This window comes from Bacillus sp. FJAT-42315 (assembly GCF_002797375.1).
In the GTDB taxonomy this organism is placed as follows: Bacteria; Bacillota; Bacilli; order Bacillales; family Domibacillaceae; genus Bacillus_CE.
Genome location: NZ_KZ454941.1, coordinates 1026939 through 1046543, shown reverse-complemented (window position 1 = coordinate 1046543; position 19605 = coordinate 1026939). Strand labels below are relative to the sequence as shown.

22 protein-coding genes and 1 riboswitch are annotated in these 19605 nt (G+C 39.1%); of the genes, 4 read left to right on the top strand and 18 right to left on the bottom strand.

Going from position 1 to position 19605, the window contains the following annotated elements:
- Window positions 1-15: 15 nt before the first annotated feature.
- On the bottom strand, window positions 16-786 hold the full coding sequence (locus tag CEF22_RS04825; RefSeq protein WP_100401987.1) for a TIGR01457 family HAD-type hydrolase: 771 nt from the start codon (window positions 784-786) through the stop codon (window positions 16-18).
- Between the two features lie 62 nt (window positions 787-848).
- Complete coding sequence (hepT, locus tag CEF22_RS04820) at window positions 849-1286, bottom strand: type VII toxin-antitoxin system HepT family RNase toxin (protein ID WP_100403918.1); 438 nt, start codon at window positions 1284-1286, stop codon at window positions 849-851.
- Window positions 1287-1408: 122 nt separating this feature from the next.
- Between hepT and CEF22_RS04815 the strand changes: the two genes are divergently transcribed.
- Complete coding sequence (locus CEF22_RS04815) at window positions 1409-1675, top strand: DUF3055 domain-containing protein (protein ID WP_100401986.1); 267 nt, start codon at window positions 1409-1411, stop codon at window positions 1673-1675.
- A 48-nt stretch (window positions 1676-1723) separates the two neighbouring features.
- Window positions 1724-2020, top strand: a complete 297-nt coding sequence (locus tag CEF22_RS04810; protein ID WP_100401985.1) for a cytosolic protein — start codon at window positions 1724-1726, stop codon at window positions 2018-2020.
- 26 nt (window positions 2021-2046) lie between these two features.
- Here the strand turns inward: CEF22_RS04810 and CEF22_RS04805 are convergent, their stop codons facing one another.
- Window positions 2047-2322: a YutD family protein gene (locus CEF22_RS04805; RefSeq protein ID WP_100403917.1), complete on the bottom strand. Its 276-nt coding sequence runs from the start codon at window positions 2320-2322 to the stop codon at window positions 2047-2049.
- Between the two features lie 107 nt (window positions 2323-2429).
- On the opposite strand from CEF22_RS04805, the gene CEF22_RS04800 reads away from it, so the two are divergent.
- Window positions 2430-3071, top strand: a complete 642-nt coding sequence (locus CEF22_RS04800) for a YhcN/YlaJ family sporulation lipoprotein (RefSeq protein ID WP_100401984.1) — start codon at window positions 2430-2432, stop codon at window positions 3069-3071.
- A 43-nt stretch (window positions 3072-3114) separates the two neighbouring features.
- Here the strand turns inward: CEF22_RS04800 and lipA are convergent, their stop codons facing one another.
- Window positions 3115-4032, bottom strand: a complete 918-nt coding sequence (lipA, locus tag CEF22_RS04795; RefSeq protein ID WP_100401983.1) for a lipoyl synthase — start codon at window positions 4030-4032, stop codon at window positions 3115-3117.
- Between the two features lie 235 nt (window positions 4033-4267).
- Here lipA and CEF22_RS04790 point away from each other — a divergent pair, with 235 nt between their 5' ends.
- The gene (locus CEF22_RS04790; RefSeq protein ID WP_100403916.1) at window positions 4268-5212 is read left to right on the top strand and encodes a M23 family metallopeptidase; all 945 of its coding nucleotides are present in this window, start codon (window positions 4268-4270) and stop codon (window positions 5210-5212) included.
- A gap of 28 nt (window positions 5213-5240) precedes the next feature.
- Here CEF22_RS04790 and CEF22_RS18450 read toward each other — a convergent pair whose 3' ends face one another.
- The 14 genes from CEF22_RS18450 to CEF22_RS04725 all read right to left on the bottom strand — a co-directional run bounded on the left by CEF22_RS18450 (window position 5241) and on the right by CEF22_RS04725 (window position 19528).
- On the bottom strand, window positions 5241-5348 hold the full coding sequence (locus tag CEF22_RS18450; RefSeq protein WP_141212783.1) for a MetS family NSS transporter small subunit: 108 nt from the start codon (window positions 5346-5348) through the stop codon (window positions 5241-5243).
- A gap of 2 nt (window positions 5349-5350) precedes the next feature.
- Window positions 5351-6865 (bottom strand): sodium-dependent transporter, encoded by a 1515-nt coding sequence (locus CEF22_RS04785; RefSeq protein WP_095480334.1) that lies wholly within the window; start codon window positions 6863-6865, stop codon window positions 5351-5353.
- A 246-nt stretch (window positions 6866-7111) separates the two neighbouring features.
- On the bottom strand, window positions 7112-8683 hold the full coding sequence (locus CEF22_RS04780) for a Na+/H+ antiporter NhaC family protein (protein ID WP_100401982.1): 1572 nt from the start codon (window positions 8681-8683) through the stop codon (window positions 7112-7114).
- A gap of 123 nt (window positions 8684-8806) precedes the next feature.
- A riboswitch (Lysine riboswitch) is annotated at window positions 8807-8991 on the bottom strand.
- A 135-nt stretch (window positions 8992-9126) separates the two neighbouring features.
- Window positions 9127-9879 carry a sporulation protein YunB gene (yunB, locus tag CEF22_RS04775; protein WP_232726068.1) on the bottom strand — a complete coding sequence of 251 codons (753 nt, stop codon included), beginning with the start codon at window positions 9877-9879 and terminating at the stop codon, window positions 9127-9129.
- 55 nt (window positions 9880-9934) lie between these two features.
- A complete protein-coding gene (locus tag CEF22_RS04770) occupies window positions 9935-11317 on the bottom strand; it encodes a bifunctional metallophosphatase/5'-nucleotidase (protein WP_100401981.1) in 1383 nt (460 codons plus the stop codon).
- A 22-nt stretch (window positions 11318-11339) separates the two neighbouring features.
- Window positions 11340-12161, bottom strand: a complete 822-nt coding sequence (locus tag CEF22_RS04765; RefSeq protein ID WP_100401980.1) for a sulfite exporter TauE/SafE family protein — start codon at window positions 12159-12161, stop codon at window positions 11340-11342.
- A gap of 16 nt (window positions 12162-12177) precedes the next feature.
- A complete protein-coding gene (locus CEF22_RS04760; protein ID WP_100401979.1) occupies window positions 12178-13023 on the bottom strand; it encodes a DUF72 domain-containing protein in 846 nt (281 codons plus the stop codon).
- Between the two features lie 160 nt (window positions 13024-13183).
- Complete coding sequence (locus CEF22_RS04755) at window positions 13184-13957, bottom strand: YibE/F family protein (RefSeq protein WP_100401978.1); 774 nt, start codon at window positions 13955-13957, stop codon at window positions 13184-13186.
- Window positions 13954-15093, bottom strand: a complete 1140-nt coding sequence (locus CEF22_RS04750) for a YibE/F family protein (RefSeq protein WP_442857354.1) — start codon at window positions 15091-15093, stop codon at window positions 13954-13956. The genes CEF22_RS04755 and CEF22_RS04750 overlap by 4 nt, the downstream gene beginning before the upstream one ends.
- 139 nt (window positions 15094-15232) lie before the next feature.
- A complete protein-coding gene (locus tag CEF22_RS04745; RefSeq protein ID WP_100401977.1) occupies window positions 15233-15808 on the bottom strand; it encodes a histidine phosphatase family protein in 576 nt (191 codons plus the stop codon).
- 21 nt (window positions 15809-15829) lie between these two features.
- Entirely contained in the window at window positions 15830-16003 is a 174-nt protein-coding gene (locus CEF22_RS04740) for a Zn-dependent hydrolase (protein WP_100401976.1), read from the bottom strand.
- A gap of 322 nt (window positions 16004-16325) precedes the next feature.
- Window positions 16326-16991 (bottom strand): MAE_28990/MAE_18760 family HEPN-like nuclease, encoded by a 666-nt coding sequence (locus CEF22_RS04735; RefSeq protein WP_100401975.1) that lies wholly within the window; start codon window positions 16989-16991, stop codon window positions 16326-16328.
- Window positions 16981-18090, bottom strand: coding sequence for a DUF262 domain-containing protein (locus CEF22_RS04730; protein ID WP_100401974.1), 1110 nt, complete (start codon window positions 18088-18090; stop codon window positions 16981-16983). The genes CEF22_RS04735 and CEF22_RS04730 overlap by 11 nt, the downstream gene beginning before the upstream one ends.
- Before the next feature lie 13 nt (window positions 18091-18103).
- Window positions 18104-19528: an Eco57I restriction-modification methylase domain-containing protein gene (locus CEF22_RS04725; RefSeq protein WP_100401973.1), complete on the bottom strand. Its 1425-nt coding sequence runs from the start codon at window positions 19526-19528 to the stop codon at window positions 18104-18106.
- Window positions 19529-19605 lie beyond the last annotated feature (77 nt).

Genomic DNA, 19605 nt, shown 5'->3' with positions numbered 1-19605 from the left:
TAAAGAACGCTTTTTTCATAAAATCTCCCACTCATCCAATGTATTTCTTACATAAGTAGGCTGTTTTTCAATTTGAGCTAGGTGCTCTTTTTGCGTAACACCCGTATGAACGAGTAGAGTATCCATTCCTGCACCGATTCCTGCTAAAATGTCGGTGTCATAGTTGTCTCCTACCATTAACGTCTCTTCTTTAGTTGTGCCTAATACGCGAAGAGCTTGTTCCATAATGACGCTCTCCGGCTTGCCGATAAAAATCGGTGTCGTTTGCGTCGAAACAGCAACAACGGATGTGAGTGAGCCGTTTCCAGGCAATAATCCTCTTTCAGTCGGGATAGCGATGTCACCATTGGTAGAAATGAACGTCGCCCCGTTGCGAACAGCTAAGCAAGCAGTCGATAATTTTTCGTAGTTGATGCTACGATCAATCCCAACCACAACAAAGTCTGCCTGATCGTGATCGACAATCGTTAATTCTTTTTCTTCGAGTGCTTCGCGAATGCCTTCTTCACCGATGACATACACAGTCGCTCCTGCTTGACGATCAGCGATAAATTGAGCGGTCGCCATAGAGGTTGTGAACACTTGCTCCGTTGTTGCCTCGATCTCAAACCCCACCAATTTATTCGCCACTTGTTCAGGTGTGCGTGAAGAATTGTTAGTGACAAATAAGTAAGGAATGCTCTTTTCATTTAAGCGTGTGATAAAATGCGCCGCTTCTTTAATTTTTTCCGTTCCACGGTAGATCGTGCCGTCTAAATCAATTAAATAACCTTTGTATGCTTTCATTCTTTTTCCCCTCTCATTTCATTCACATGAAAAAACGCTTTCACTTTCGAAAGCGTCACCTATTACGGTAAAAAGGCCGAAACGGGGCCTAATTCATTTATTAAATATTGTCTCACTTTTTCAGGAAATTGCTGCATCGACGGGACGTGAGATTCCATCGCTTGTTTAATTTCTTGATGATCGACAGCTATATACTGCTGAACGAGCATTTTGCGAAGACCGACCATCACCTTTAACGAAGCAGTCATTTCTTTAGAAATCACTTTTTCGTCATCTAAAATGTCGATAATGTCTTCATAGCTACCCGGATCTCTCATAATAAAGCCATCAATCATTGCGTTACCGACATCGAGCATTGATTCAATGACCATATGAGCGATGCGCTCTAGAGCAGCCTGTTCAAGTGCTGTTTCAAAGCTTTTTTGCTCCTGAAACAACGACAATTGACCTTCCATAAATTTTAATGTTTCTTCAATTTTGTTGCGATCTACGAAATACAAGGCGAGCACCCTTCCATTGCTTTCTTTTTTATTCTCCACCATTTTACCATGAAACGAAAAAGAAAACATACAGTAGTCCTTAAACGTGTTACAATCAGGAAAAACAAACGGGAGTGATCCAAATGACGGAAAGATTTTTCCTATATGATGATATGGAACAAACGAGAACACGCTTCGTAAGCTTTATGGGTGAGCACCAACGCTACGACCTCGCCTTAATGCAGACTGATCGCTATTACGGAAAAAAGCTAGTGCTGGACATCCAAGGAGGGCGCTTTGCGATTATCGGGCAAGATGATTTAGAAGAGCCTGGTTATTTAGAAGAAGTGTTTAAGTTATCTGATGAAGAAGCCGCTGAGTTGCGCGACTTTCTGTCTGAAGTGATCTAAGTATAAACGATATAGCCACCGGGGATGTTAAAAGTGGAGGTGGCAAACATGATAGATGAGGAAGAGCAATATACCGATTTCTCTAACGTCGAAACTAGTCGTAACTATTTAATACCGGAACAAATGCCAGAAGGACCGTACGGAGCACCTCGTAATAAATTCGAGCCTGTTCAAAATAAATCGACTCCGTGGCGAAAAGGTCAGCGCTATTACAGCGCCTTCAATTATGAAAATAAATCGCTTCACCAACATTTACCTCGGAACATGGAAGGTGCTCATCCGCCTCATGATGATCCGGATGAAGACCAAGAAACAACGTATCAAAACATCCCGCCAAACACGTAAAAAATCGAGCGCTTTGCTCGATTTTTTTACTTTTTGACTTTTTTGACGACGAAATAAGCACAGCCGAAATTACAATATTCATACAAATATTCCTTCAATGTACCAATTTTCGTATCAAACGTCGCCTTTTGGTTTTTATCTTCATAAAACCCTTTTAGGCGTAGCTGACCGTATCCCCAATCGCCGACAATATAGTCATATTTAGATAAAATATCACTGTATCGCTCGCGAAAAACTTCTTCTTTAAAGCCATCGTTGTGCTGATCAATGATTTCATAGCAATGATTTTGAATACAAACCACCTTTATCATTCCTCACTTTCCTTCTTTCATTATAGCCGATCAGCCATAAATTACTAAGCAAAAAATGATGTTGCCTGGGTAAGCTAGTTGTTGAGGGGGTGGCAAGTTTGAAGAAACCTTTATTGATGGCAGGACTGACAAGCGTTATGCTTTTAGGAGCATGTACGATGAGTGACCAGAATAATGCCGCTGGTGGTATTTACGAAAAAGATGGCAACACGATCAATGTCCGTAATCGAGAAGACCTTTACAATCCAAATGATAACAGAAACCGCAACCTCGATTTGATGACTGGCGATCGTTCCAATGATTTCGGTTATGTTCGTCAGCAAAAAAGCCCAATTCAAGGTGAAACCGTCTCATATAAAAATATGTACACGATCGACCGCGAACGTACAGCCGATGCGATTAGTAAATTAAGCGTGGGACTTCCAACAGTCAATGATTGCTCCGTGCTCGTGACAGATGAGGAAGTATTAATCGCCTATGATACTGACGCGAAAACGAAAAAAGAACGTGCTGATGCGGCCGAGCAGGTGAAAAAAACAGCGATGAGCGTTGTCCCTCGTTGGTACAATATTTATGTGACGGATGATGTTGGGCTTCGTCGTGACATCGAAAACATTGCACCATTGAAATCTAATGCGGATGGTGCACAAGATACAATTGACCGCACCATTAAATTGATGACAAAAAATTCCCCTCAAGGCCATACAAAAGGCGGAATGAATGACCATAATATGAAATAGAAAAAGAAAATGGGTCTGACTTTTTTGTCAGACCCATTTCGAATTACGCTTCTAGCTTTGTTTGCTCTCCAAGCTCTTGCTTTGCTTTCGCTGCCGAATTTACTTGCTCATCGGCATGGTAAGATGAACGAACGAGTGGACCCGCTTCACAATGACTAAAACCTTTTGTCATCGCGATTTCACGAAGTTCCGCAAATTCATCTGGATGATAATACTTTTGAACTTTTAAATGCTTTTTAGATGGCTGTAAATATTGTCCGATCGTTACAATATCGACATTGTTCGCACGCAAATCATCCATCGCTTCAATGATCTCTTCTTTCGTTTCACCAAGACCGATCATGATGCTTGATTTCGTTGGAATATCCGGCTGCATTTCTTTCGCACGGCGCAGAAATTCAAGTGATCGCTCGTAAGTCGCACGCGCACGAACTCTTGGAGATAGTCGCTTTACCGTTTCAATATTATGATTTAAAATATCCGGACGTGCATCCATTAGCATTTTCAAGTTTTCCTCGATGCCTCCCATATCAGAAGGAAGCACTTCAATTGATGTGAATGGATTGTTGCGACGAATCGCTCTCACTGTTTCTGCAAACACAGCCGCTCCACCATCCTTTAGATCATCACGAGCGACAGCGGTTACAACAACGTGCTTTAAGTTCATTAGCTGAACAGAATCAGCTACGCGCTCTGGTTCTTTCCAATCGAGCTCAGTTGGCAAGCCTGTTTTTACTGCACAGAAGCGGCAAGCACGTGTACAAACGGCGCCGAGAATCATGAATGTTGCTGTGCGGCGAACAGCCCAGCACTCATGAATATTCGGGCACTTTGCTTCCTCACACACTGTATGAAGATTCTTCTCACGCATCATCTTTTTTAATCCGGTATAGTTTTTGTTCGTATTTAACTTTATTTTTAACCAATCTGGTTTACGTAAATGCTCCTCTTTCTTGCTCACTTCTCTCATCTCCCATCATTGTGCCTTAGCTATAAATGTGTATGAATTCAGACCTTTCTGATGTCACTTTAACATAGTACCTCCTTTTATACAACCGCTTGCTTACTTGCTGCATTCCCTCAATTTAACAAGGATGAAACGGTTCCTTCATGGCAAAATAATGAGTAAATAATTGACTTAGGAGGGAGTTGTTTTGCGAAGAACTGTCCCGATTTGTTTATGCCTTTTACTATTGATGATCACGCCTGTACAAGCGGAACAAACGAACAACGATCAACAGCATTACAATCTACGCATGAAATTATTCAAAAAAATGGAGGCCGTCACATCGATTCCATGGTATTACTACGCCGCCATCGATCAATATGAACGAAATTTGCGATTCGTTCGCAAGGATTTACCTGAGCCAACTGATGGAATTTCCATCTATATCCCAGAGGAGAAATGGAGCGGGCTTCTTAACCCAAACAAGCAAGATACGAATCCTTATTCGATCGCTGCCTTTTCAGGGATTGGGGCTGATGGCAATGGAGATGGTCGGGCTGATCGAACGAATAATGAAGATATCCTTGCTGCAATAGGCAATTATCTTTTAACGTATGGCACCGACCACGATAACATCAAAATTGCTCTATGGCGCTATTATGGCCGCGATAAGACCGTCAGTGTCATTATCGGCAATGCACACATGTACAAAGCGTACAAAAAGCTAGATTTGCAAAAGAAAGTCTTCCCTCTTCCCACCAATTACAACTATACGTACAAAAGCACATGGGGAGCTGCTCGTGGCTGGGGTGGACGACGTATTCATGAAGGGACCGATATCTTCGCTGATTACGGTGTACCCGTCCGATCAACGAGCTATGGCATCATTGAAATGAAAGGCTGGAATCGCTATGGCGGTTGGAGAATCGGCATCCGCGATATTAATAATACGTATCATTATTACGCTCATTTAAATGGATTCGCGAAAGGGTTAAAGCTCGGACAACCAGTCGAGCCAGGGATGTTAATTGGCGGTATTGGTAGTACTGGCTACGGTCCACCTGGTACATCTGGCAAATTTCCACCTCATCTGCATTTCGGTATGTATAAAGATAACGGGCGTACAGAATGGTCCTTTGATCCGTACCCTCATTTAAAAGTCTGGGAAAGACAAAGCAAAAAAGCTGGCTACTAATTAAAGAGCCAGCTTCTTTCATTATATTTTATTTCGCTTGTTTCGCTTTGACTACAGCGTGGGCAATACTAGCCGTCATTCCTCCCCATATAATTACGACTCCAATAATCATCATTGTGATTGCACTTCCGTCCATAATCAACTAACCTCCTTATCCGAAGTTGGTGTCTGCAACATTTCTTTCTTCCACGGCTTAATATACATGAAAGCAAAGCCAACGAGAATTACTCCGATCGCAACTGTCCAACCGTAAGAGTTAATGAAGTTTTGTGGATAGTCTCCATAAGGTGCTGTAAAGTTTTGACGAAGGTTGTCGAACATCATATAACCGAGAACGACTGGCGTAATCACGCTTAAACAGATTTTCCACCAAGCGCCTAACTGAATATCAGACACTTCATCCGCATGTTTCTTTAATGGATCTAGTTGCTTAAATACCCATGCCACTAACACAACTTCGACTAATCCAGCTAATGCAACACCAAAGTTGTTAATGAAGTAATCGACCACATCAAGGAAGTTTAATCCCCCTCTTGTCGCATAAATTAACGAGATCAGAGAGGCTGCTCCTCCTCCCATTAAAACGGCAGCTGTACGTGACACTTTAAACTTTTCTTGAATACCAGCGACAAACGTCTCAACAATAGATATTAAAGAGGTAAATCCTGCGAGTAAAAGCGAACCGAAAAATAAGACACCGAATAATTCGTTCGCAAATGGAAACTGATTAATAATCTGCGGGAACACCGCAAACGCGAGAATTACTCCACTGCTAACAACTTCTTGAACAGGTACACCTTGCTGAGCCGCCATGAAACCTAATGCGGAGAAGACACCAAATCCAGCAAGTAATTCGAAACCAGAGTTACTAAATCCAGTAATAAAGGCATTGTTCGTAATATCTGATTTCTTCGGTAAGTAACTAGAGTATGTGACCATGATGGCAAAACCGATCGATAAGCTGAAGAAGATTTGTCCGTAAGCCGCAATCCAGACCTTTCCATCCATCAACTTCGACCAATCCGGTTTGAAGAAAGCATTCAACCCATCAGCCGCTCCTTCTAACGTTAATGCGCGAATAACGATCGCTAAAAAGAGCACAACAAGCACAGGAATCATCACTTTTGTTACTTTTTCAATTCCTTTTTTCACTCCAGCAACTAAGACGCCAAGCACAACGATCCAGACGATGATTAAGGAAATAAGAATTTGTGGCACGAACCCTCCGAATGCTCCCGCTTCACCGACTTGTAAATAATCCGCTAATAAAAACGTTTTCGGATCATCTCCCCAAGATAAATTAAACGAAAAGACCGAATAAGATAAAGCCCATCCTATAATGACAGAATAATATGTTGCAATAATAAAGGAAATTCCCACTTGCCACCAGCCAAGCCATTCCGCCTTCTTATTTAATCGAGCAAAAGAAAGTGGACTCGACCCTCGATACTTATGTCCAATCGTGAACTCTAAAATGAGCAATGGAATCCCTGCTGTCAATAAGGCAAATAAATACGGAAGGAAGAATGCGCCCCCTCCATTTTCATACGCTACTGCAGGAAAGCGCCAAATATTCCCGAGACCAATCGCCGAACCTACAGCCGCTAAAATAAAACCTGCTCTTGACCCCCAAATAGGACGTTGCTGATCCATAAAAACCCCTCCTTGAGTTATTTTTCCATTTTGAATAATTTTTATTTTCAGATAATTTCAATAACTAATTTTAATTATATACAGTCACCTTCATTTAGTAAATATCTTTTTAAATATTTTTTAAAGATAATTTCTACCAAGAGAAGGAGAGTGATTTGTTCTTGCTATATTTGTATGCTGCTTGTATATCGAATAGTATAAATGCAAATAAAAAAAGCCCCTAGACCAAATCTAGGAGCTTTCGTTTCAAGCGGCTACTTTCGCTTGTTTTCTATTTTTCAAAATGAAGACGGCAACTAGCAATAATCCAATAGAAACAGCTAGTGACAACCAAGTACTTCCAGTAAAGCCTAAGATCATATAGCCAACCGAAGCAAGGACCGCGGACAGAATCGCATATGGAATTTGCGTGATGACGTGATCAATATGATTACAGCCTGCACCTGTTGCGGATAAAATCGTTGTATCAGAAATCGGTGAGCAATGATCACCAAATACCGCTCCGGCTAAAACAGAAGCCATTGCTGGTAAGATCAACGAAATATCCGTTGCAGCTGCGATATCTCCGGCAATCGGAAGTAAGATCCCGAAAGACCCCCATGACGTACCAGTTGAGAACGCCATGGCACCCGCAACTAAGAATAATACAACAGGTAAAAAAGCAATGTCCATATTCGATTGTTCCACAAGGCTTGCTAAATACTTCCCTGTTCCTAATTGATTGATTAACCCGACAATCGTCCAAGCAAAGAGCAAAATATAAACGGCAGGAAGCATCGATTTAAGCCCTTCCCATACACCGATAAAAAACACATTTTTCCCTAAAGCTCCGTGAGCAAAGGTTTGACGGAAGTACATTGCAATCACTACAGCTAATCCAAATAATCCACCGTATAGCAACGATTTCGCTACATCTGTGCTTTCGAAAATTTTCAATAACGTGACATCGCCTTCCACCGCTTGCGAACCGGTCCACATCATTGCTGATACCGTACTAACAATTAAAGCAATAATCGGCCAAATTAAATCCCCGACCGTTCCGTTTGAGCTAACAGGTAAATCCTCTTTCAATTCTCCTGGTGCTTGGCGACCAGATGGCGTCGTCTCTCCCGTTTCAATCGCATGATCTTCATGCTGTTTCATCGCCCCAAAATCCACTTGCATGATTGCGGACAAAAATACAAGACCTATCGCAACCCACACATAAAAATTCATCGGAACCATTTGAATGAACGCAGAAAACGCACTGATCTCTGTGAGGCCGTGTGACACTAACACCGTCCCAACAATTCCGATAATGTATGCTCCCCAACTTGAAATCGGAGAAACGACACAAACAGGAGCAGATGTCGAATCAATAATATAAGCAAGTTTCGCTCTAGAAATCCGTTGACGATCTGTGATCGGTCGTGAAATTTGGCCAACGGCAAGTGCATTGAAATAATCATCAATGAAGATAATCATCCCAAGAATAGCAGACAGGATTTGAGCACCAGCACGAGTTTTCACCCGTTGAATCGCCCATTCTCCAAACGCTCGACTTCCACCAGAAATATTAATAAAAGCAGTAATCACTCCGAGAATAAGCAAGAACAAGATAATATAAATATTCCACGTGCTCCACCCATCTTCTGTCGTATAAATATTTGCTGATGCCGCTTCCCACGTAATACTTAACGTCTTACCGATATCGAAATTAGCCAGCAACAAGGCAGAAGCCAAAATCCCGATACCTAAAGAAAGCAACACTCGCCGAGTGAGGACAACCATTAAAATGGCCAACACAGGCGGTAGTAACGAATAGATTGATTGTTCCATATTTTTTGCTCCTCCTACCGATGAAAAAGAGAGGACAGGGTCTGAAGGGAATGTTGAAAAAAATAAAAAAAGGTAATGATAGAGAATACTATCATTACCTTTTGTGTAATGTAAGTCATTCCTCCATCGTGTAGCTCCCCATTGCAAACAATTTCTTTACAATGAGAGTGTTATCCTTCTTCAAGATAACCCCAGTATGAAAGACGTTGACGCATCTTACTTACTTCGGCAAACTCACCTTTCACTTGCGATCTTCGTTGTCATCCTCACGCAAACTACTCATTAACTTTGCATCCTCTACCCCACCGGATTTTGATAAGGTTTATTATTTTATTACTAAAATATTAACAGCTAAACTTGCTTTTGCCAAGCGATTTTAAAAATCCAGAAAATTCTCTCTTCATCTTTACAAAAAGTAATTTTTTGTTATTCCCTCAACATACTTAATCCATCGGCAACTCGATGGACGGATTCGCCCCATCACCACCACCGTTATAAAAGTTCGGTACTTCTCCTTTAATTAGCCCCATCGCTACAGGAATATCTTGCTTCACCGTGGAATATTCCGTCGCAAATGGGACGATAATTTGCACATTGACTTCTAATTCAATAAACACTTCCACGTACGCATTATTAATCCCATAAGGCTTCACATTCGTTTTCACATTCGAGGTGACATCACCTACCGCATGAAAACGAATCGGAATTTGTGGACCGAGGTTACCGAGCAACGCATTATTGGTCACTTGCCCTAACGGAATATAATACACGATCCCTTCCATTTCCTTCGTTTCTTCCCTTTCAATTTCTACATCAGAAATCAATTCAAGCACGTCTAAATTGCCTTTTTCAGCCTCTTTTAAGTTTAATTGCACAAGGTTGGTCGTCTCTGCCAGCACACGATTAATAATTTCCGTATTCAATTTCGTTGTCGATGGCTCCCCTGGTTCCGTTTCGATAATGTCATTAATATCCATCACATTCGCGATCTTTTTATTGATCGCTTTGCTAATCACCATCGAGGCGATCTTTCTCGTTTCTGTTTTAGCATAACCGACGAGCGTCGGCTTAATATTTTTATTAATGACCCATAAGCTGAATGCTGTGGAAAAAGAAAATAAGATCAATGTAATTAACATGACGTATTGCAAAGGGAGCGGCCCTCTTCTTGATTTCCATTTCCTTTTTGCAGCCAAAAAAATCCCTCCTCCTCTAAGCTATATGTATGCTTAGAAAAGAAAGGATCATGACTTATTTTACATGAGAAGTGAGTTGGAGTAGTTTCCACTCCATCACATCTCGCAAAAATTCAGGCATAAAATATTTTTTATGAGCAGCGCGATGAAGGATCGGAAACAAATGTCCAAACGTAAACATATCTAATGTCGCTATGCGGTACAGCTTGTCTGCTTCAATGTCTTTTCCGCCGATTTTAAACTGGTACTGCTTAAGATCGACTGCGATGTTGTCATACACAAACCGGCCCATGACTTTGCCACGAAAACCGAACCCTTTAATTGCTAAATGGGGCCATTTCTCATCAAACGTTTGCTTCAGCACTTCCTTCAACTCTGCCCCGGTCAATTCAATGAGACAAGGATTAATTGGATGAGGAAGAATACGGTGAAGATCGTATTTCGTGACCATTCCAACATCAAGACGATCAAGCACCACCCCAGCATTTAAAAACGCTCCATCCGCCTCGCACCATTCCGTTAACGCTTCACATAAAACTTTCGGCAAATCAGATGGCTGAAACCAATCACAGCTGAACGGTCGAGGAAGCGAAACAACCGGCTGCTGCAACGCTTGCCGACCTTGCTCATCAAATTGTTTGATCATCTCTTGCTCTCGCGGCGGAGCATCTAGTTCTTCATTCGTTTCATACACACGAGCCTTTTTCGAAAGGATCATTTTCGTTTCTGCATCCACTTCTAATTGGATATGACCAACGTAATAACCAAATTTCCCTGCCGCACCGAGCAGCTTATCATGGACCGTTTTCCCTTCATGAAACAAATGGTGCGTATGTCCACCAAGGATGACATCTACTTCAGCGAAATCTTCCGCTATTTTTTCATCATCATACATCCCTAAATGGGACAGCACAACGGTGAAGTCGGCCTGTGTCGATAGCTGTTGTACCTCTGTTTGTAACACTTGAAACGGCTCAGCAATTTGCCAGCCTAACCCTTGATAAAAAGCCAAATAATAGGCCGTCACCCCTGTGACACCGAGCTTCATTCCATTTTTCAACTCAAAGGTCCACGAAGGCTGTGTCCACGTCGGACGGCTTCCATCTCGGTAAAATAAATTGGCAACAACCACCGGAAACTTCGCCTGCTTGTAGAGAAGATCTAAGCTTTCATGTGGCAATGTGATCCCTTCGTTATTACCGATTGTTACCGCATCATAACCCGCTTCATTTAATCGTTCCACATTCGCTTGTCCGAGCGTCCCCTCCGTTAACGGATGCGAGCGGTCGACATGGTCACCGATATCAAAAATGAATACGTCTTCTCCTGCTTCTTCGTGCCATTTTCTTCTCTCTTGTAAAAACTTCTGAATGCGAGGCCAATTTTCAAAATGGCTATGAAAATCATTCGTATGATAAATATGAACGGTTGTTTTCAAACTTTCACCTCATTTTCAAGCATCAAACAAGCCCCTGATAAATTAAACGGATACCAACGATAATTAAAACGAAACGTAAAACCGTCACCAGTGTATTCGATTGCAGCCTTGAGTTTAAGTATGCACCGAGCTTAGCCCCGATCCATGCTCCAGGAATTAAAGCGAGTGCATATAACCATACGACATTGCCAAACGCGACATGTGTAATCGAACTAACAAGGGCCGACAAGAAGATCATAAACATCGATGTCGCCACCGCTACATGCGGAGGAAAAGCAAATAAGAGAATCATCGCTGGCACCATCAGTGACCCTCCACCGATGCCAAAGATCCCTGAACAAAAACCGACAAAAAATGAAATAAGAATCGCTGTTACTGGTTGAAAACTATATGTATGAACCTCGCCACTCAGTTCAGTAAATTGTCGTTGAATCCCACGGTTACCGCTTGAAGCTAACGGCTTAATCTTCGAACGAATCATCAACACAAACGCCATAAAAATCATAAACAACCCAAAATAAATATTGAATGAATCCATATTTAACGCTTTGTTAACGTAAGCACCGACAATACCACCCGGTCCGCTCCCAATAAAGAAAATCAGTCCACTTTTATAATCGACGGTCTTATGCTTCATATAAGCAAGCGTAGAAGACAGCCCGGTAAAAATCATAATGACAAGCGACGTCCCAACCGCTTGTTGCGGAGAAAGGCCCATTAACAGACTTGTTGAAGTCCCGAAAAACAGGAGCGCTGGTACGATAATAATCCCGCCTCCTAGTCCAACAAGTGCCCCGAGCGTTCCCGCCACTAAGCCGATTGCAACTAATATTATCCATTCCATCCGAAGTCCACCCTTCTTAAAATAAATCTAGCTGACGAGAAGCCAAATCCTCGTATGTCAAATCGGCCAATTCAATAAACCGTTTCGCGTTGTTCGCCGCATGTCCGCCAGAGTTATTGTTAAATAGCACGTAAAGATGTTCACTCTGCTTTTGCAATTGGTTGGCATATTCCACCCATTGTCCGAGCTCTTCATCATTATAGTCATACAAATATCTTACTTCTCGCCAATTTGGATTATTTTGTTGACGCCAACCGTGAACGTTGCGACCATGCAAGCGGACGAGCGTTTTTACTGTATCCGTTGCTTGTAAAATGATCGGCACAGAGCCTTCGCCAGCCTGTGGCTCATCGCAAACGGTATGAATCCACTTCTCTTGTTCCATAAACGTGAGCGTCTGTTCTCTATATTCCGGCAAGTACCACGATTGATGACGAAACTCAAGAGCGAGTGGTACGTCTCGCATTTGCTCTTTACAGTAACGTAAATAGTTGACATTTTTCCGCTGACAATCAAACCAAGGTGGAAATTGAAACAGCACCATCGCCAGCTTATCAGACTCGACTAAAGGCTGAAGCGACTCATTAAACCGTTGAAACATCTCCTCTTTCGAATCAAACGGAATCTCCCCGCGTTGATGTCCCGTCATCCCTTGATATGCTTTCACAATAAACTTGAACTTCTCCGGCGTCCCAGCCACCCACTTCTCCATATTCCGCAGCGGCTGCACCGCATAAAAGCTCGCATCCAACTCCACAATCGGAAAATGCGCCGCATATTCCGTCAATTTATCCCGAGAGGCCACACCATGCTGATACAGCGTATCATGATCGCCCCAGCCAGTTAAACCAACATATATCATAAGGCTCACCTCTTTTAGTTATATTTTATCATAGTTTAGCTTTCGGGTTTGCTGAGTAACGTGGATTTTTTACTAGATCAAGGGGAGTGATTTGCTGAATGGGCTTGCTTTTTTACTGACTCCCTACACCACATAAAAAAGACTGCCCCGCAGGACAGCCTTACATATGTTGTGATTTCTCTTTATTTCTCGTCAACGAATAAGCACTCATCCATGAGGCGATGGGAATCACCAATGCAATCCCGATTCCAGAACATAATATCGTGATCATTTCTGCACTAAACACTTTTGAATTGATGATTTCGCCAAAGGAATAGGATAAATCTTTAAACCAGATGAGCAAGCCTAAATAGCTTCCAAAGAAGGCGAAAAATAAGGTATTCGTATCTGTACCCAATATATCTCTGCCAACGCTTAAGCCTGAGCGGAATAAATCTTTCTTGCTGAGTAATGGATTATGATGAAATATTTCATGCATGGAAGTAGTGATCGAAATGGCCACATCCATCATCGCCCCGATGGCACTCATAATAATGACCGCCGCTGCAATCTTCACAAAATCCACTCCAACATAAAAGGAAAAAATGCTAAGCTCCTCAATTTCCTCTTCGCCAAAGCCTTGAATCATCGTATATTCGGTCACGATGTGAATAAACGAGAGTAAAATAATAATCGTAATGAGAGTAGAAATGAAGGCAGTGATTGTTGGACCATTCACTTCATTAATATAAAATAGATTAATACAACTAATCATGACACATGCAATCAGTGTCACGATCACCGTATTGCTTTCTGGATCAAGCATAAATAGGATCGTTAGAAAAATCACACCAAAATTTAAAAACAAAGAAAAAAAAGATCGCACACCTTTTTTCCCGCCAATAAGCACCATTAAAATAAATAAAATAATTGTCAGCAATAGTAACACATTCATGATCTTGCCCTCTTTCGATTAACGAAAAACATCGACGTATATAGGCTAATCGGAATCGTCAACACGATACCAATTGCTCCCGCCAAAGCTCTAGCTACTTCCAATGAAAGCGTCATGGAAAAAGTGAAGCCTAACGGGACTCCATTTTTCAAATATAAAATAAGCACCGGAATCGAACCACTAATATAGGCAAAAAACAAAATACTCGTGATCGTTCCCATAATGTTTCTTCCAATATCCAACCCTGACGTTTTCAATGCTTTCATCGACATATTGGGATTCTTTTCATGCAACTCAAAGATCGAAGAAGACATCGTAATCGCCACATCCATGACAGCCCCTAAAGACCCAATCAATAGCCCTGCCATAAACACTAATTGATACGGACGAGTCAAAAATTGCATCTCTTCATAGTGCAGACCATTTTCAGCAGTTACCCACATCGCCAGATAAGTAATCAACAAAGAAGTAAATGTTCCCATTAAAGTTGTCGCAATGGCTGCATACGTTTTTTCATTCAACCCGTTAACGAGCACTAGCGAAATGATCGTAAAAAGAATCGCGGTAATCCCACATATCCATAGTAAACTCTGAGTCGCACTATTCACATAAACATCCAATGCATAGGACAACAAAACAGCATTAAGAGCGAAACTAATAATAGAGAGCACCCCTTGCCTTTGGCCGACGATCAGCAAAGTAAAGAGAAACACCCAACCAATGATGACAATATATTTATCGCGTTTGACATTCGTTATATGTCCGGTTAAATTCGCTTCTTCATTTGTACGTGTATCAATCGCCACAAACAACTCGTTCCCCACTTGATACACTTGATCATAAACTCCTGACAACGAGTACTTGTTCGTTAACTCAATATGCTCTCCTTTTTCCTCTCCATTTTGGATGACAGCCGTAACCTTCTGTGTAACTAGCTGGTCTTTATTATGATGCTCATCCGTCAGTTTCACCGTATCTTCCACACTCGTATCAATCACTTTAGCGATTGGACGATCATAGAGGAAGTGATTGTGATAAACAAACACAACAGAGCTAATAAAACAAAGCGCAATCAAAATAAGAAAAATAAATTTCCCTCTAGTCATTTCCTTTAACTTATGTACAAAAACATTCAACAAAAACCCCCCAGCCATCATGATGAAATTTAATGTAGCATGTAAATGTATTCGTTTCAAGGATTTAGGAGAGCAGAAATACCCCTTGCCACGAATGTTCGTGTGGCAAGGGGCCGAATTGGCTTCACTCTTATAAGGGTTAACCTAAATGGATGGTGCAATTATATACTTCTAAATCCCAGCCGTTTTCTAGACTTTTAACTTTAGTTATGGATGTATTTTTTAGAGAATCTGTCATGCTCGAATGCGGCACTAATTCTTTTAGAAGGTGCTTAATAAATGAACCATGACTAACGATTAAGATGTTTTTGTTAGGGTGTTTATCTATCATTTCTTCAATAAAAGGCAATGCCCTTGCTTTAACACTTTCCGCACTTTCGATTCCAAGATCGAGCTCTCTCCAGTCATTTCCCCACGTTGAAATTCGTTCAGCTTCCGTTGTTCCTTCAATTTGGCCACCACTCACTTCACGAAGTCTAGAGTCGAAATGAATGTCTATATTTCCAATGCTTTCTCCTATTGTTTCAGCCGTTTGCTTTGCCCTTAGCAAATCACTAGAATAAATCAAATCCCAATTTTCTGTAGCTAAACGTTCTGCTAGTTTACGAGCATCAGAGAATCCGTCTTGATCCAGTGGGATATCGGCATTCCCTTGTGCCCTCCCTTCTTTATTCCAATGTGTACTACCATGGCGAATGATTCCTAGTGTTGTCATTTTGTATGCTCCTGATCTGTATTATATTTCCCTATAACGTAAAATCCCCTTCAAAAGGTTGGGGGCAATCTCTACTTCCACATTCACTAGTTCAATGACTTTGTTTTGCAAAGGTAAAGGAAGGTTTAGATTTTCCAAACGAAGATTTTGAAGAATCTGTTGAAATGCTTTCGATTCTAATGTGAGCTTTTTCATCTGTTCGACTCCTTTCGAACCATGTACTTACATTCATTATACATAGATTTCAAGGAGTAAACTTCTTTGTCAACTGTACTCAACCAGTTGATATTACGAAATTCCTATCAACGTAAATTAAACAAAATTAAAAATACCCTTGCCACGAATATTGGTGTGGCAAGGGAGAATATTATCCTGTACTGTCTTCCATTCTGAACTTGTTGTTTATTTTGGTTAAATAAAACACATTAAAACGTTAATATATCCACATTCTATGAAAGATAACTTATCATATTTAAACTAAAACGGTTTGACATATTTTTCATCCAAACATCCCCATCTATGCATAATATAATTTATTAACACTAATATCAACAAGATATTCTTTCAATGTATCTATAAAATCTATAATAAAGTTTTTAACTTCATTATATTCGTCTAATGTTATAATAGTGTTTTCTCCATGTGCTATTGCGTTTCTAGCATCTAAAATTCTACGATTTATAAACTCTTGTTTTGTATCTATACTGGTTCTACGATCAGAAATCATCATAAAATTTTCTGTCGTTACCCCTATTAAAAATAATAAGTCTTCAATAACATCGAATTTTAAATTACTTTCTGTTGAAACAATATCTTGATCTCTTTCTTCAACCTTAAAAGGTTCTACATTTCCTGATAGAATTGCGGTAGTCAACTCATTATATTTTATTTTCCTTTTAGACTGTTTTACATCAATGATTTTTTTAGTATGATACAAAGTTTGTAAGTGATATTTCAACTCTTTAACAGGAACTTGTTCACTATTTATATGTTGTAAAAATAAACGTATAGCTTGTTTAGTAAACCCTTCAAAATGTGCGTACAAAAGTATAAAAGAAGCCCTTAATAAAGATTTTTGCACTTCTCCCTCTACCGACTCAATTTGTATAGTTAAATTTAGAATTTCTCTTTTTCTATAACTAGAATTTCTATCAAGTTTATTTTGTAATCTTTCACAATCCATCAAAATATTCCTCACTATATGCTACTAGCTCTTTCATGCGCAATATAGGTCGGTATTGATTCTTTTTAACCTGAAAGGAAGTATCTTTCGCTAACTCTTTTACTAGTGCCGCTAATTTTTCTGTTCTTTCCGTTTGATTTATATCATACGGACTTTTTATCACTGCTTTTGCAACACCAGGAATAATCACTTCAAACTGAGCAATTGATAAAGCGCCGGCAAATTTGCTTTTATTAAAATCATATTTTTTAAAACTCTCTTCCCCTAAAGCAGTATTTAAGAATAAAAATACATTTTCAAATACTGTTTTCTCATGATTATAATCAAAGTCTAATTTATTTATTAATTCATGCATTTTTTCAGTTAGAAAAGGTGCAATATCTTCATTTCCTTTTATACTTTCTGTTTTTAAATCTCGATAAATAAAAAATCTTAATAAATACTCCATATCTTCTTTTTCGTCTCTTTGTTTACTACTTAATGGTAAACAATTAATGTAATTTTCATCTTTGGTTAAACCTTCAAACCATACATAAAATGATTTATTTTCCATAATCATAAGGCTATTTCGGATTTCCTGGGGAGTTAAAGTTGATCCACCAGTATTTAGCCTTTGAAAAAGTTCATATTGTGCATCAACGTCACTCGTATATTTTATAATCTTAACATCTAGACGTGCTCTCTTAAAAAACAACTTCAGTTCTTTAGATATAGGATTTTCCCCCTCCCACTCTTTGCCTTCTAAAGAAGGTAAGAACTGAGTAGCTTGTAACTCTAGGTCATTAACACCATGATTTTCATTTAAATCGACTAGTATATCCATAAACTGAAATATCGTGGATAACCTTTGCAATCCATCTATTACAGCCCATATCCCATCCTCTTTTTGATATACAAAAATAGGTGGGATAGGTATTCCTAACAAAATAGACTCGATAAATTTGGTTTTTTGAGCATTAGACCATCTAAAAAATCGTTGATAATCGGGCTGCAACTCTAATTCCCCTTCTTTATACATACTAGCTATTTCTCCCACTGACATAGTATAAGAATCGGTAAATATTTCTTTAGATTTTTCTTTTACTTCTTGGTCAAGCATTGTACAACCTCCTTCACATTAGATATTTTTCATCAACAGGAAAGTTTTTTATATCTTTAGCAGTTATTCTCATAGAATTACTATTAGCATTTATACCAATAGATTTAACATACTCATAAAATTCATTTGACTCTAATACTACTTTAGCTACTTTCAAACCCACTCCAGATTTTGGGGTTATGTATATCCCTGAATAGGGTATGGTATATTTGTCTAATTCATAAACTTTAACTTCTTTTGTAATCACTGTAGATAATAATAGTTTAGGCTGATTTAAATGGTGTAGCGCTTGCGTTCTTCCATATTCAAACCAATACACATTAGCACTAACTTTTCTTTTAAGAAGTTTAGCTTCAAATTTTTTAAAATATTGTGTAGCATATGGAAACTGTGTTTCAAACAATTTGGGTGAATACCTTCGTAGCTCACCATCCTCATAATAATAAGGAAATATTATCTTTTCATTTTTTTTATAGTATAAACTCCTAGGACTAGCAGCTTCCCTCACCAAACTTTTTTCAATCTTATATTCATTCACCACATAAAAATCCTTTAATTCTATGGAGTCTTTTAATATATATGCTTCATTTAATAGTGTTGCTATAGTCATTGAAGCCTCAAAATAATCTCCAAATTTATACTTTGTTTGTTTGCAATCACCAACTCCAGAAAATACCCATTTCTCTCCCAAAAGAGATTTATCCACAAAAATAGAATTATTCTCAAATACATTGTAATACTTTAGATATTTATTATTTACAGTATTATCAATTAAGATGATTGCTGATGAAGTTAGAATGTCAGAAAAAACTTTTTCTTGAGTGTAATCGTATATCTTCGTCAATTTTTCTTTGACTATATTTCGCAATGTACTTGCATATACATTTTTAAATATATTATTTGGTATTAAATAAACCATCTTTCCTTCTTCACTTAAACAATTTATACTTTCTTCAATAAAAGCATAATAATAATCAAAGTTTCCTTTTGCACAAGACTTATATTTATGTCTTAAAAACTCTCTATCCTCTGTTTTTATATCATGATATCTGATATAAGGTGGATTACCTATTATATAATCGAATTTGAAATCCCAATTATGCCTTAGACTATCGAGGTTATACAAATTCCATTTAACACTTTTTATCCCATAATTTTTAATAAGAATATTTAAATTATGAAGACATTTTTTATAGTAATAAGTATCAATTTCTATAGCATATATATCTTCTTCCAATCCTTTTTTTATCTGACTTAAGGTATAGTTTTCTTTTATACATAAATCAATATATCGTTTAACTAAAGGAATCAATATACTTCCATCTCCACAAGCACTCTCTAAAACTTTTTTCCCATATACATTAGTGCAATAATTAATTTGATCTAACATTTTTTTCACAATGTTTACTGGGGTAAAAATTTGATGTTTTAAATTCATTTCATTTACCTTTCAAAATACATATTCCTTTTAATTCAAAGTCATTATATCATAAGCAACTTCTTATAATAATATTG

Coding starts and splice junctions, on each gene's coding strand:
- CEF22_RS18450 (WP_141212783.1), bottom strand. CDS start 5,348: ATGGACGGAAGTGCAATCACAATGATGATTATTGGAGTCGTAATTATA.
- CEF22_RS04790 (WP_100403916.1), top strand. CDS start 4,268: ATGATCACGCCTGTACAAGCGGAACAAACGAACAACGATCAACAGCAT.
- CEF22_RS04745 (WP_100401977.1), bottom strand. CDS start 15,808: ATGACAACACTAGGAATCATTCGCCATGGTAGTACACATTGGAATAAA.
- CEF22_RS04780 (WP_100401982.1), bottom strand. CDS start 8,683: ATGGAACAATCAATCTATTCGTTACTACCGCCTGTGTTGGCCATTTTA.
- CEF22_RS04785 (WP_095480334.1), bottom strand. CDS start 6,865: ATGGATCAGCAACGTCCTATTTGGGGGTCAAGAGCAGGTTTTATTTTA.
- CEF22_RS04755 (WP_100401978.1), bottom strand. CDS start 13,957: ATGAATGTGTTACTATTGCTGACAATTATTTTATTTATTTTAATGGTG.
- CEF22_RS04760 (WP_100401979.1), bottom strand. CDS start 13,023: ATGATATATGTTGGTTTAACTGGCTGGGGCGATCATGATACGCTGTAT.
- CEF22_RS04735 (WP_100401975.1), bottom strand. CDS start 16,991: ATGGATTGTGAAAGATTACAAAATAAACTTGATAGAAATTCTAGTTAT.
- CEF22_RS04725 (WP_100401973.1), bottom strand. CDS start 19,528: ATGAATTTAAAACATCAAATTTTTACCCCAGTAAACATTGTGAAAAAA.
- CEF22_RS04815 (WP_100401986.1), top strand. CDS start 1,409: ATGACGGAAAGATTTTTCCTATATGATGATATGGAACAAACGAGAACA.
- CEF22_RS04810 (WP_100401985.1), top strand. CDS start 1,724: ATGATAGATGAGGAAGAGCAATATACCGATTTCTCTAACGTCGAAACT.
- CEF22_RS04730 (WP_100401974.1), bottom strand. CDS start 18,090: ATGCTTGACCAAGAAGTAAAAGAAAAATCTAAAGAAATATTTACCGAT.
- CEF22_RS04740 (WP_100401976.1), bottom strand. CDS start 16,003: ATGAAAAAGCTCACATTAGAATCGAAAGCATTTCAACAGATTCTTCAA.
- CEF22_RS04765 (WP_100401980.1), bottom strand. CDS start 12,161: ATGGAATGGATAATATTAGTTGCAATCGGCTTAGTGGCGGGAACGCTC.
- CEF22_RS04825 (WP_100401987.1), bottom strand. CDS start 786: ATGAAAGCATACAAAGGTTATTTAATTGATTTAGACGGCACGATCTAC.